Here is a 12204-nt window from a genome sequence, read left to right as displayed (position 1 = left end):
GGCCCGGCCGGCTTCGCCTACGGCCTGATCAGCGAGTACGGCCTGATCAGCGATCCTCAGGCCTTGATGATCGCGTCGATCCGCGCCAGCTCCTCCGCGGTGAAGTCCAGGGCGCCGGTGGCCGCGACGCTGTCCTCCAGCTGCCGGGGGCTGCTCGCGCCGATGAGCGCGGAGGTCACCCGGCCGCCGCGCAGCACCCAGGCGAGCGCCAGCTGCGCCAGGGACTGGCCGCGGGACTTGGCGATCTCGTCGAGGGCGCGCAGCTGCCGTACCAGGTCCTCGGTGACCGTGTCGGCGCTCAGGAAGGGGCTGTCGCTCGCGGCGCGCGAGCCCTCCGGGATGCCGTCGAGGTAGCGGCTGGTGAGCAGGCCCTGCTCCAGCGGGGAGTAGGCGATGGAGCCGACCCGCAGCTCGTCCAGCGTGTCCAGGAGCCCCTCGTCCTCGGGGCGGCGGTCGAGCATCGAGTAGCGCGGCTGGTGGATCAGCAGCGGGGTGCCCAGCTCGGCCAGGATGCGGGCGGCGTCGCGGGTCTGCTCCGCGGAGTAGTTGGAGATGCCGACGTAGAGCGCCTTGCCCTGCTGGACCGCCGAGTGCAGGGCGCCCATCGTCTCCTCCAGGGGAGTCTCCGGGTCGGGGCGGTGCGAGTAGAAGATGTCCACGTACTCCAGGCCCATCCGGGCGAGGCTCTGGTCGAGCGAGGACAGCAGGTACTTGCGGGAGCCCCATTCGCCGTAGGGGCCCGGCCACATCAGGTATCCGGCCTTGGTGGAGATGACCAGCTCGTCGCGGTGGGACCCGAAGTCCGCCTTCAGGGCGTCGCCGAGGGCCGACTCGGCGGCGCCGGGCGGCGGACCGTAGTTGTTGGCCAGGTCGAAGTGGGTGACACCGAGGTCGAAGGCGCGGCGCAGGATCGCGCGCTGGGTCTCCACCGGCCGGTCGGGGCCGAAGTTGTGCCACAGGCCGAGCGACAGCGCGGGCAGCTTCAGTCCGCTGCGTCCGGTGCGCCGGTAGGGCATGTCCGCGTAACGGTCGGGGTGTGCGGTGTACAACGCGTACTCCTGTAAAGGCCGGGAAAACAGGTCTCCACTCTCGCGCGGGCACGTGCAGAGGTCCAACGGGAGAATCGGATGGGACTGAGCGACGGCGCTTCTCAATCGGCGACTACTGTGGTGCCCCATGGAACTGCGCCACCTTCAGCACTTCGTCGCGGTCGCCGAGGATCAGCATTTCACCCGGGCGGCGGAACGGCTGATGGTGTCGCAGTCGGGACTGTCGTCCTCCATCCGCGCCCTGGAGCGGGAGCTTCAGGCCCCGCTGTTCGTGCGCACCACCCGGCGGGTCACGCTCACGGAGGCCGGTCGCGCCCTGCTCGGCGAGGCGGAGCGGATCCTCGCCCAGGTCCGCTCGGCGCAGGACGCCGTGGCCGCCGTACAGGGCGTCCTGCGCGGCACGCTCTCCCTGGGCACCGAGCAGTGCATCGCGGGTGTGGACGTGGCCAAGCTCCTCGCCGCGTTCCGGCGGCGCCATCCCGACGTCGAGATCCGGCTGCGGCAGGCGGGCTCCGAGGCGCTGGCCGAGGAGGTCGCCGCGGGCCGTCTCGACCTGGCCTTCGCCGTCAGGACGCGGGCGGACGGGGACCAGCTGCGGTCGGTGCCGCTGACCAGCGAGCCGATGACCGTGCTCTGCCACCCGGCGCATCACCTCGCGACCGCCGCCGTGGTCACGCCCCAGGAGCTGGGCGGCGAGGCCTTCGTCGACTTCCACCCCGACTGGGGGCCGCGCCGCACCACGGACGCGGCCTTCGCGGCGGCGGACGTACGGCGGACGGTGGCGCTGGAGGTCAGCGACGTGCACAGCCTCCTGGAGCTGGTCCACGAGGGCCTCGGGATCGCCGTCGTGCCCCGCCATTTCGGCCACAAGCGCGAGGCCGGCGATCTCACCGCCCTCCCTTTCAAGGGCGCCGGTGACGCCTCGTACGAGACCGTCGCCATGCTGCCGCCGCCGGACGCCACCAGTCCGGCCGCGCGGGCGCTGATGGTGCTTCTCGACACCCCGCAAGAGGGGGCCTGACACCACCCTCCGACGGGTTCCAGCACTCCTGACCCGGTCCGCTCCCCGGCCGCAGACTCGTGGACGTCCACGAAGGCAACCGCGAGGCTGGAGTACCGAGATGGCGGATCACACACGGCGGACGGTCCTGCGCGGGACGGCGGTCGCGGCGGCGGGAGGGCTCGTCGGCGCGATGGGGGGCCGGGGGGCAGCGGCGGCGTCACCGGCACCGGTGCCGGGCACAGCGACACAGGGCGGGCATCGGTTCCCGTTCCTGGAGGGCGCGTTCAAGCCCGTCACCGAGGAGCTGACGGCGTTCGACCTGCCGGTCACCGGACGCGTCCCGCGCGAGCTGAACGGCCGCTTCCTGCGCAACGGCCCCAACGTCCTGGGTCTGGAGGACCCGCGCGCCCACCACTGGATGCTCGGTGAGGGCATGGTGCACGGCGTGCGGCTGCGGGACGGTCGCGCGGAGTGGTACCGCAACCGCTGGGTCCGCTCGGCCTCCGTGGCGAAGAAGCTCGGCGAGCCGTACCCCGGGCCCGTCCCGCCGGACGACTTCCCGTGCAACACCCATGTGATCGGGCACAGGGGACGGATCCTGGCCCTCCAGGAGAGCGGGCCGCTGCCGTACGAACTCGACCACGAGCTCGGCACGGTGGGCACGTACGACTTCCGCCGCACCCTCGAAGGGGCCTTCACCGCCCACACCAAGTTCGACGCGGCGGCCGGAGAACTGTACGCGATCGCCTACTACCCCACCTGGGACCACGTCCGGCACCAGGTGATCGACCACACGGGCCGGGTCGCGAGGACCACGCGGATCCCGGTGGCGGACGCGCCGATGATGCACGACTTCGCGCTCACCGAGAAGTACGTCGTGATCTTCGATCTGCCCATCACCTTCGACCCGGCGGGCGCCGAGCGGGGCGACCTCGTGCCGTACGTCTGGAACGAGAGGCACCCGACGCGGGTCGGTCTGCTGCCGCGCGCGGGGGGCGAGGTCCGCTGGTTCGAGGTGGATCCGGTCTACTACTCGCACACCCTGAACGCGTACGACGAGGGCTCGTCCGTGGTCGTCGACATGACGACCTACCCTGCGCCCTTCTATGTCGCGGGCCGCGGCTCCGACGGACCGTACGGCGCCGGCACCGCCTCGCTCGAACGCTGGACGATCGACGTGGCGCACGGCCGGGTGCGCACCAGGACGCTCGACGACCGCCCCCAGGAATTCCCGCGCGTCCACGAGGCACTGGTGTCCAGGCGGCACCGGTACGCCTACACGGCCGCCGCCGCGGACATGACCCTGGCGTATCTGACGGCCGACGGGAACCCGCCCGACCGGGCCTTCGCCAACGCGCTGATCAAGCACGACCTGCTCCGCGGGACCACGCAGGTCCACCGGCTGCCGCGGGACGCCGCCGCGGGGGAAGCCGTCTTCGTACCCTCCGAGGGCGCACGGGCCGAGGACGACGGCTACGCGATCGCCTATGCGCACAACCCCGGTCGCGGGGCCGCCGACCTGGTGATCCTGGCCGCCCAGGACTTCACGGGCGAGCCGGTCGCCCGGATCCATCTCCCGGGGCGGGTGCCGCTCGGCTTCCACGGGAGTTGGATTCCGGACGCGTGAGGGACCGCGATGCGCGATGGTGGACGCATGCATGCAAAGGACATCCTCATCGACGCGTACAGCCGCATCCAGGAAGAGGTCCATGCCGCCGTCGAGGGCCTGCCGCCGGACGTTCTCAACGCCCGCCCCTCGGACGACGCCAACTCCGTCTCATGGCTGGTCTGGCACCTCACCCGCGTCCAGGACGACCATGTCGCGGACGCCGCCGGGCTCGAGCAGGTCTGGCTCGCGCAGGACTGGGAGAAGCGCTTCGGCCTCGATCTGCCGCGCCGGGACACGGGGTACGGGCACAGCTCCGCGAAGGTCGCCAAGGTGCGGGTCGACTCCGGTGACCTGCTGACCGGGTACTACGACGCCGTGCACGAACAGACGCTGGAGTTCCTGCGCGGGCTGACCGCCAAGGACTTCGAGCGGATCGTGGACGAGCGCTGGGATCCCCCGGTCCCGCTGGGCGTACGGCTGGTCAGCGTCTTGTCCGACGATCTGCAGCACGTCGGACAGGCCGCCTATGTACGGGGGCTGGTTCAGAGGGCGTAGCCGGGCAGCACGACGTCCTCGATGAGGGCCTTGCGCTCGTCGAACGGGATGAACGCGCTCTTCATGGCGTTCACCGTGACCGTGCGCAGGTCCTCCAGCGTCCAGCCCGCCTCCTCGACCAGCAGCGCCATCTCGCGCGTCATCGTCGTGCCCGACACCAGACGGTTGTCGGTGTTGAGGGTGACGCGGAAGCCGAGGTCGCGCAGGGCGGTGATGGGGTGCTCGGCGATGGAGGTCGCGGCGCCCGTCTGGAGGTTCGACGTCGGGCACATCTCCAGGGCGATACGGCGGTCGCGCACCCAGCCCGCGAGGCGGCCGAGCTTGCCGTCGACGATGTCCTCGGTGATGCGGACGCCGTGGCCGATGCGCTGGGCGCCGCAGACCTGGAGGGCCTGGTGGATGCTGGGCAGGCCGTGGGCCTCACCGGCGTGGATGGTGAACGGGACGCTCTCGCCGCGCAGGTGCTCGAAGGCGGCGAGGTGGTCGGCGGGCGGGAAGCCGTCCTCGGCCCCCGCGATGTCGAAGCCGACGACGCCGGCGTCCCGGAACGCCACCGCGAGGTCGGCGATCTCCCGGGTGCGGTCGAACATGCGCATCCCGCACAGCAGGGTGCCGACGCGAACCGGGGTGCCCGCGGCCGCGGCCTTGGCCATACCGGCCGCCAGGCCCTCCTGCACGGTCTCGACGACCTCGGGCAGGGTCAGTCCGCCGTTCACCATCAGCTCGGGCGCGTACCGGACCTCGCCGTAGACGACGCCGTCCTCGGCCAGGTCGAGCACGTACTCCTCGGCCGTGCGCAGCAGGCCCTCGCGGGTCTGCATCACGGCGAGGGTGTGCTCGAAGGTGGCTATGTAGCGCACCAGGTCCCCGGAGTTGGCGGCCTCGTAGTACCAGGCGGCCAGCGCGTCCGGGTCGGTGGTGGGCAGCGTGTGGCCGACCGTCCCGGCGAGCTCCACCAGAGTGGCGGGGCGCAGGCCGCCGTCGAGGTGGTCGTGCAGCACGGCCTTGGGGAGGCGGCGGATGGTGTCGGTGTCGATACGGGGCGCGGTCATGCGTGTCGTTCCTCGGCAGGTCGGTTCTGGGGGGTGCGGTGAGGGTAAAGATCTGGTTCGGCTACGGGGCGGGCTGGAGCAGGTCCCAGCGGTTTCCGTACAGGTCCTGGAAGACGACGACCGAGCCGTACGGTTCGTGGCGCGGCTCTTCCAGGAAGGTGACGCCCGCCTCGCGCATGCGGGCGTGGTCGCGGGCGAAGTCGTCGGTGTGCAGGAAGAAGCCCACGCGGCCGCCGGTCTGGTCGCCGACCCGGCCGCGCTGTGCCTCGTCCTTGGCCCGGGCCAGCAGCAGCCCGCTGCCGCGGTCCTCCGTGCCCGGCTCGACGACGACCCAGCGGGAGCCGTCGGGCCGCGGCTGGTCCTCGACGAGCCGGAACCCGAGGGCTTCGGTGTAGAAGCGGATCGCCTCGTCGTAGTCGTCGACGACGAGGGTGACCAGCGCGATGCGTCGCATCGGGACCCCTTAGGTAGTTATACGTAACACGTTAGGGTACGGCATCCCACCGCATGCTCCCGCCCGCCCTGCCCACGCCGAGTCGCAAGGTGCGGCGGGGTGCGCGACGCTGGGCACACCCTCGGCCCCCGTCCGTCGCCCGCCGGCGTCCGGCGAGGCCGTTCCCCACACACGGCGTTCATCTTCCGCGGCCGCCCCGGGAACGATCTCGAGCCGCCAGTCGTCTACAGTTCTGTAGACCGTCTACAGAACTGTAGTCACCGCGGACGCGGTCTCCCGACGCGCCCGCACACCCATCATGGAAGGGGCCTCCGTCGATGTCCGCAGCCCTGCACACCGCGCCGCCGTACGCGGTCGATGCCCCCCGGGCCCTGTCATGAGGCGTGCGGACGCGTCGGACCTCGCGGGATCGACCGCGGTCGGCAGCCTGGTCGCCTTCGTGCTGCTGACGCTGGTCGTGACCGGCCAGGACGGCGCCCCGCTCTACGGCGACCAGGACCTCAACGCCTGGTCCGCGGACCACCGCCCACCCGTGGCGCTGGCCGTGGCCCGCGGGCTGACCTACACGGGCACGGGCGTCGTACCGTACGTGCTGGTCGCGCTGGCAGGTGTCGTCCTCGGTCGCACCGCACGGCAGCGGATCCTGTTCGCCCTCGGCTGCGTCGGCTGTCTCGCCGCCGCCCAGGCCGTTCGGTACGGCGTGATGTCCCTGGTCGCCCGCCCCCGTCCCACGACGGCGGAGTGGGCCACGCAGGCCTCCGGCTGGTCCTTCCCCTCGGGCCACACCACCACGTCCGCCATCAGCGGCGGACTGCTCCTCCTCGCGGTGCTCGCGCGGGCGCCCCGTGGCGGGCGAGCCCTCGCGGCGCTCCTCGCATGCTGGGCCGTCCTGGTCGGACTCACCAGGGTCTACCTGGGCGTCCACTGGTTCTCCGACGTGCTCGGCGGCTGGCTGTTCGCCCTGTGCTGGCTGAGCCTCAGCGTCTACGCGCTCGCCCGCATCGCCCCGCACACGTTCTCCTCCATATCGGCGCTCCGTCTCCGCCCCGGTCCCACGACGACGGAAGAGCGCCCCGATGACTCCCACCCCCACCGCGAAGTCCCCCCTCACCCGGCTCCGTGACCACCTCGGCTGGGCCGTCGGCGCGTCGTACCTCGCCGCCGCGGCGCTGTCGGCGCCCGGGCGGTGGTTGCGTCATCCGCACCTGATCGGGGCGGCCTGGTTACCGCACATCTCCTTCGAGACACCGCGTTTCCTGCTCTCCCTGCTCCTGTTCACCGCCGGTCTGCAAGTGCCGGTCCACGCACTGCGGGCGTTGGTCAGGCGCCCCACCGCGCTGCTGACCGGGCTCGTCCTCCATCTGGTCGCACCCCTGCTGATCATTCCGGCCGTCGCCTTCGCCCTGAGCGGGTCGCCCGACAGCGACGGGGGCAGCGGAATGATCGCGGCGATGATCCTGATCGTCGCGATGCCGGTGGCGGCCGGGGCCACCGTGTGGACGAGCAAGGGGGACGGCGACCAGTCGACGACCGTGGGCCTGGTGCTGGCGTCCACCATCGTCAGCCCGCTCACGATCCCGGTCACCATGACGGCCCTGTGCCCCCTGCTGAGCGGCGACTACGCGAACACGCTGTCGGGAGCCGCCCGGACCACCGGACACGCCTTCGCGCTCACGGGAGTCCTGCTCCCCTGCGGCGCCGGAATCCTGTGCCGGCTCGCCCTGCCGGACCGTGCGCTGACCCGCCTCCTCGCCGCCGCGGTCCCCACGGCGATGATCGGCTCACTTCTCCTGACGTACATCAACGCCAGCGGTGTCCTCGGCCCCTTCCTCACCCATCCCGAACCGGTGCTGCTGGTGGCGGCGCTGGTCGTCGCCGCCACCGTCTGCGGCCTGTCGTTCGCTCTGGGCGGGATCACGGCCCGCGCGCTGCGGCTGGACGCTCCGGCGGGCGCATCCGTGACACTGGCCTGCGGGATGAACAACAGCAGCGCGAGCGCGGTCCTCATCACGACGACCCTGCCCGACCGGCCGCACGTCCTGCTGCCGGTGCTGGCATACAGCCTGCTGCAGAAGGTGGCCGCGGGGCGCGTCGTGCGGGCCGGGGTCAGGCCGGGCGCCCGCGCATGACATCGTGGAGATCAACTCGGGGCCGGTCCCGCCGGCCCTCCTGCCCAGCGCTGCCCCCACAGGAGTTGAGTGCGATGTCCGAGCTGCCGAAGCCGACCGGAGCCCCCGCCCACCAGAACGTGACCTTCCCCAGCGCCGGGACCACGGCCCACGGCTATCTGGCGCTGCCGCCGTCCGGGCAGGGACCCGGAGTGATCGTCATCCAGGAGTGGTGGGGTCTGACCGACCACATCGCGCAGGTGGCGGACCGGCTGGCCGCGGAGGGCTTCGTCGCCCTCGCGCCCGACCTGTACGGCGGCAATGTCGCCCATGACAGCGGCGAGGCCTTCCGGATGATGAAGGAGCTGCCGGTGTCGCGCGGCGTCGAGCTGCTCTCCGGTGCGGTCGATCATCTGCTCGGGCTGCCCGAGGTCACCTCGGACACGGTGGGCGCGGTCGGCTTCTGCATGGGCGGCGGCTTCGTCCTCTACCTGGCCGCGGCCGACCCCCGGGTCAGCGCGGCGGTGCCGTTCTACGGCGTGATCCAAGGTGAACTGCCCGACTTCTCGCGCCTGAAGGCACAGATCCTGGGTCACTACGGCGAACTCGACACGAGCATCCCGAAGGAGAACTTGGAGCAGCTGAGGGAGGCGATCCAGCGGCAGGCCGGCATCGCCGCGGACTTCCGTCTCTACCCTGCCAACCACGCCTTCTTCAACGACGGCCGCCCGGAGACGTACGACCCCGAGTCGGCCGCGCAGGCGTGGGAGAGCACGGTGTCCTTCCTGCACGAGCAACTGGGCTGAGCAGGTCACCGGGGGCGGCCCGACGAGGACCGCCCCCGGTGACAGGATCCATCGGTCACCCGCCCGGCCGATGGAGTGCGTCGAGGCGGGCCGTCTCGTCGTCGGTGAGCCGCAGCGAGCCCGCGGCGACGTTCTCGACGAGGTGGTCCGGGCTGCCGGTGCCGGGGATGGCGAGCACGTGCGGGCCCTGTCGCAGGGTCCACGCGAGGCGTACCTGCGCGGGCGTCGCGCCGTGGGCACGCGCGACGGCGAGCACCTCCTCGTCGCCGTCGCGCCCGCTCGGGCCCTGCGCGCCACCCTTGCCCGCGATCGCGAAGAACGGCACGAACGCGACGCCCTGTTCCCCGCACGTGCGCAGGAGTTCGTCGGTCCCGGCGTCCGGGGAGTCGAGCCCGTACCGGTTCTGCACGCTCACCACCGGCGCGATGGCCTGCGCCTCGGCGAGGTGCCTGGGTTCGATGCCGGAGACGCCGAGATACCGGATCAGCCCCGCCTCGCGCAGCTCGGCCAGCGCGCCGAAGTGCTCGGCGATCGAGTCCTGCCCCATCCGCCGCAGGTACACGAGGTCGAGGTGGTCGCGGCCCAACTGCCGTAGGTTCTCCTCGACATGGGCACGGATCTGGTCCGGCCGGGCCGGGGTGCCCCACTCCCCCGAGTAGTCGCGGAACGGCCCGACCTTGGTGGCGATGACCAGGCCGTCAGCGTACGGGGCCAGCGCGCTGTTGATCAGCTCGTTCGCGGAGCGCAGCGACGAGAAGTAGAAGGCGGCGGTGTCGATGTGGTCGACACCCAGCTCGATCGCGCGGCGCAGCACGGCGATCGAGCGGTCGCGGTCGCTCGGCGTGCCGAGGTGGAAGGCCGCGCTGCCCGTCAGCCGCATCGCGCCGAAGCCGATGCGGTGGACGGGGAGATCTCCGAGTGTCCAGGTGCCCGAGGCTGCCGCGGTGATCGTTTCCGAGGTCATCGCGGCAGTTTCGCACACCATCTCCGGGCCCGGGCGGCTGCCGTCTACGGCGGATCAGCAGTAGAGGTTGTTGCCGGCCGAGGTCCCGAGGATCTGCACGAAGCGCTGGTAGGCGTCCACCCGGCTCTGCACCTGTGCCGGGTTCTTGCCGTCGCACTCCAGGGAGCCGTTGATGCTCCGGATGGTCTGGCCGAATCCCGCGCCGTTGACCATGGCGTTGTGGCCCGTCATGGTGCCGGGCCCCGTCTGGGTGTTCCAGTACCAGAGGCCGGTCTTCCAGGCCACGGCGGCGTCGTTCTGCACCAGGTAGGGGTTGTTGAGGAGGTCGATGCCGAGCGCGTCGCCCGCGGCCTTGTAGTTGAAGTTCCAGCTGAGCTGGATCGGGCCGCGGCCGTAGTAGGCCGACTGTCCGGCCGGGCAGCCGTAGGGCTGGCTCCAGTCGCAGTAGTGGGGGTAGTTGGCGGTGTTCTGCTCCACCACGTAGACCAGGCCGCCGGTCTCGTGGCTGACGTTGGCGAGGAAGGCCGCGGCCTCCTGCCTCTTCACGGTGTCGCTGCCGGTGTTGGCGAAGGCCGGGTATGCGCTCATCGCCGCCCGCAGACCGCTGTAGGTGTAGAAGGAACTCCGGTTCGGGAACATCTGGTTGAACTGCGCCTCGCTCACCACGAAGCCGTCGGAGGGTGTCGTGGAACCTCCGTCGCAGGCGTAGGGGTCCCAGAACCAGGTGCTGATGGTGGGGTCGTAACCCGGGTTGTCGTGCTCGGCGACGTAGGTCTTCCCGTCGGTGTAGCGGACGACGTCACCGGTGACGTAGGACCTCCCGGCCACCCAGCTCGGATAGCTCGAACAGGCGGCGGCGGAGGCGCCGGAGGCCGGCAGCAGCAGCGGGGTGGCGGACGCGAGGGCGAGGGCGGTCAGAACGGCGGAGATTCGGCGCCTCGACACAGGTCAACTCCTTTGCGGGGCACGGCCGCTCCCGGACAAGGCAGCGCGGGGCGGAGCCTTGTGCGCACGTGCCGGCGAGGCCGGCCACGGCGTCGGGGGCGGCCGTGGTGGGGGGTGTGGTGCCACACTCAACCGCTTTGGTATGTACCAGTCAAGGGTGTAGACCAGTCAGATCTGACAACGTTGGCAGAGAGGCGCACGACGGTGCCCCGGCAGATCCTCGACGACCTGCCGGGGCACCGTCGGGGCCGCGTCAGACGAGCGGCTTCTCCAGCACCGCCTTGCGGTGGCTGAACGTCTCGATGGAGTAGCGGCCGTGGTAGCGGCCCATACCGCTCTCGCCGACCCCGCCGAACGGCAGGTCGGAGACGGTCAGATGGGCGAGCGGCAGACCGAGGCCGAGGCCTCCGGAGGACGTCTCCTCGGCGATCCGCTCCCGGGTGGTGTCCGACTCGGTGAAGACATAGAGCGCCAGGGGTTTGTCGCGGTCGTTGATGAAGTCGATGGCCTCGTCCAGCCCTGCCACCGTGACGATCGGCAGGATCGGTCCGAAGATCTCCTCCTGCATCACGGGGGCCTTGGGGTCGACGTCGGCGAGGACGGTGGGCGCGAGGTACTTGGTGGCCCGGTCTCCGGTGCCGCCGATGACGGTGCGCCCGGAGTCGAGCAGCGAGCTGAGCCGGTCGAAGTGCCGCTCGTTGACGATCCGCCCGTACTCGCCCGACCGCTCTGGCTCGGCGCCGAAGAGGGCCTCGACGGCGCGGACGAGCTCGGGCTCCAGCGCGCGGGCGGTCTCCGGGTCGGTGAGGACGTAGTCCGGCGCGACACAGGTCTGCCCGGCGTTGAGGAACTTGCCGCGGGCGAGCCGGTCGGCGACGACGGACAGGTCGGCGTCACGGTCGACGAACGCCGGTGACTTGCCGCCCAGTTCGAGGGCGACGGGGGTGAGGTGCTCGGCGGCGGCCCGCATCACGATCCGGCCGACCGCGCCGTTGCCGGTGTAGAAGATGTGGTCGAAGCGCTCCGCCAGCAGCGCGGTGGTCTCCGCGATGGCGCCCTCGACGACGGCGACCGCGTCGGTGTCGAGGTGGCGCGGCAGCAGCCGGGCGAGGGCGGCGGAGGTGGCCGGGGCGAGCTCACTGGGCTTGACGACCACCGTGTTGCCCGCGGCCAGCGCGCCGAGCATCGGCGTCAGCAGGAGCTGCACCGGATAGTTCCACGGGGCGATCACCAGCACGACACCCAGCGGGTCGTACCGCGTCCAGGCCGTCGCGTCGGCGCCGAGGTGGGCGGGGACCGGGGCGGACTCGGGGCGCAGCCACTCGTCGAGGTGGTCGAGGGTGTGGTCGATCTCGCGCACGGTGAAGTCGATCTCGGTGCGGAAGGCCTCGGTGGAGCTCTTGCCGAGGTCCGCGTGGAGGGCCTCCGCGAGCTCGGCGCCATGCGTGGTGAGCAGTTCGCGCAGCCGGCGCAGCTGGGTGGTGCGCCACGCGAGGGGCTTGGTGCGGCCGGAGCGGAAGGTGGCGCGCAGCCGGGCCACGATGTCGGCGGGCTGCTCGGGGGTGCGGTCGTTCACGGTGCCTCGCTGATCGGTGCGGACCTGGCGGCCCACGGGCGGTCGTCTTGAGCCGGAGGGCTCGGTGTAAACACCAACCTTTC

At 71.5% G+C, this 12204-nt stretch carries 12 protein-coding genes; 6 read left to right on the top strand and 6 right to left on the bottom strand.

The window, feature by feature from the left end; genetic code table 11:
* Positions 1-56: 56 nt before the first annotated feature.
* Positions 57-1049 carry an L-glyceraldehyde 3-phosphate reductase gene (gene mgrA, locus ACIQTP_RS31810; RefSeq protein WP_403406350.1) on the bottom strand — a complete coding sequence of 331 codons (993 nt, stop codon included), beginning with the start codon at positions 1047-1049 and terminating at the stop codon, positions 57-59.
* A gap of 127 nt (positions 1050-1176) precedes the next feature.
* Between mgrA and ACIQTP_RS31805 the strand changes: the two genes are divergently transcribed.
* The 3 genes from ACIQTP_RS31805 (at position 1177) to ACIQTP_RS31795 (ending at position 4216) form a co-directional block, all read left to right on the top strand.
* Complete coding sequence (locus tag ACIQTP_RS31805; protein WP_403406347.1) at positions 1177-2070, top strand: LysR family transcriptional regulator; 894 nt, start codon at positions 1177-1179, stop codon at positions 2068-2070.
* A gap of 100 nt (positions 2071-2170) precedes the next feature.
* A complete protein-coding gene (locus ACIQTP_RS31800) occupies positions 2171-3679 on the top strand; it encodes a carotenoid oxygenase family protein (protein ID WP_403406344.1) in 1509 nt (502 codons plus the stop codon).
* A gap of 27 nt (positions 3680-3706) precedes the next feature.
* The gene (locus ACIQTP_RS31795) at positions 3707-4216 is read left to right on the top strand and encodes a DinB family protein (protein ID WP_403406341.1); all 510 of its coding nucleotides are present in this window, start codon (positions 3707-3709) and stop codon (positions 4214-4216) included.
* Here the strand turns inward: ACIQTP_RS31795 and ACIQTP_RS31790 are convergent.
* The gene (locus tag ACIQTP_RS31790; RefSeq protein ID WP_403406339.1) at positions 4204-5268 is read right to left on the bottom strand and encodes an adenosine deaminase; all 1065 of its coding nucleotides are present in this window, start codon (positions 5266-5268) and stop codon (positions 4204-4206) included. The genes ACIQTP_RS31795 and ACIQTP_RS31790 overlap by 13 nt on opposite strands.
* A gap of 61 nt (positions 5269-5329) precedes the next feature.
* Complete coding sequence (locus ACIQTP_RS31785; protein WP_403406338.1) at positions 5330-5722, bottom strand: VOC family protein; 393 nt, start codon at positions 5720-5722, stop codon at positions 5330-5332.
* Positions 5723-6098: 376 nt separating this feature from the next.
* Here ACIQTP_RS31785 and ACIQTP_RS31780 point away from each other — a divergent pair, with 376 nt between their 5' ends.
* From ACIQTP_RS31780 to ACIQTP_RS31770, 3 genes are all read left to right on the top strand, one after another.
* Positions 6099-6845 carry a phosphatase PAP2 family protein gene (locus tag ACIQTP_RS31780; RefSeq protein ID WP_403406336.1) on the top strand — a complete coding sequence of 249 codons (747 nt, stop codon included), beginning with the start codon at positions 6099-6101 and terminating at the stop codon, positions 6843-6845.
* Positions 6799-7851, top strand: coding sequence for a sodium-dependent transporter (locus ACIQTP_RS31775; RefSeq protein ID WP_403406334.1), 1053 nt, complete (start codon positions 6799-6801; stop codon positions 7849-7851). Before ACIQTP_RS31780 ends, ACIQTP_RS31775 begins: the two co-directional genes overlap by 47 nt.
* A 74-nt stretch (positions 7852-7925) precedes the next feature.
* Positions 7926-8636 (top strand): dienelactone hydrolase family protein, encoded by a 711-nt coding sequence (locus ACIQTP_RS31770; protein WP_403406331.1) that lies wholly within the window; start codon positions 7926-7928, stop codon positions 8634-8636.
* A 55-nt stretch (positions 8637-8691) separates the two neighbouring features.
* Here the strand turns inward: ACIQTP_RS31770 and ACIQTP_RS31765 are convergent, their stop codons facing one another.
* The 3 genes from ACIQTP_RS31765 to ACIQTP_RS31755 form a co-directional block, all read right to left on the bottom strand.
* Positions 8692-9600: an aldo/keto reductase gene (locus tag ACIQTP_RS31765; RefSeq protein ID WP_403406328.1), complete on the bottom strand. Its 909-nt coding sequence runs from the start codon at positions 9598-9600 to the stop codon at positions 8692-8694.
* Between the two features lie 54 nt (positions 9601-9654).
* A complete protein-coding gene (locus ACIQTP_RS31760; protein WP_403406325.1) occupies positions 9655-10545 on the bottom strand; it encodes a glycoside hydrolase family 19 protein in 891 nt (296 codons plus the stop codon).
* Between the two features lie 253 nt (positions 10546-10798).
* Entirely contained in the window at positions 10799-12157 is a 1359-nt protein-coding gene (locus ACIQTP_RS31755) for an aldehyde dehydrogenase family protein (protein WP_403406323.1), read from the bottom strand.
* Between the last annotated feature and the right edge of the window lie 47 nt (positions 12158-12204).

Origin of the sequence: Streptomyces sp. NPDC090798, from assembly GCF_044768965.1 — a bacterium.
Lineage (GTDB): Bacteria > Actinomycetota > Actinomycetes > Streptomycetales > Streptomycetaceae > Streptomyces.
The sequence above is the reverse complement of the archived record's forward strand: the minus strand, read 5'-3'. Positions and strand labels throughout refer to the sequence as shown.

Bases quoted from the DNA above. Each gene is read 5' to 3' on its own strand.
- ACIQTP_RS31790 (WP_403406339.1), bottom strand. From the start codon at position 5,268: ATGACCGCGCCCCGTATCGACACCGACACCATCCGCCGCCTCCCCAAG.
- ACIQTP_RS31770 (WP_403406331.1), top strand. From the start codon at position 7,926: ATGTCCGAGCTGCCGAAGCCGACCGGAGCCCCCGCCCACCAGAACGTG.
- ACIQTP_RS31765 (WP_403406328.1), bottom strand. From the start codon at position 9,600: ATGACCTCGGAAACGATCACCGCGGCAGCCTCGGGCACCTGGACACTC.
- ACIQTP_RS31805 (WP_403406347.1), top strand. From the start codon at position 1,177: ATGGAACTGCGCCACCTTCAGCACTTCGTCGCGGTCGCCGAGGATCAG.
- ACIQTP_RS31785 (WP_403406338.1), bottom strand. From the start codon at position 5,722: ATGCGACGCATCGCGCTGGTCACCCTCGTCGTCGACGACTACGACGAG.
- ACIQTP_RS31800 (WP_403406344.1), top strand. From the start codon at position 2,171: ATGGCGGATCACACACGGCGGACGGTCCTGCGCGGGACGGCGGTCGCG.
- ACIQTP_RS31795 (WP_403406341.1), top strand. From the start codon at position 3,707: ATGCATGCAAAGGACATCCTCATCGACGCGTACAGCCGCATCCAGGAA.
- ACIQTP_RS31775 (WP_403406334.1), top strand. From the start codon at position 6,799: ATGACTCCCACCCCCACCGCGAAGTCCCCCCTCACCCGGCTCCGTGAC.
- ACIQTP_RS31780 (WP_403406336.1), top strand. From the start codon at position 6,099: ATGAGGCGTGCGGACGCGTCGGACCTCGCGGGATCGACCGCGGTCGGC.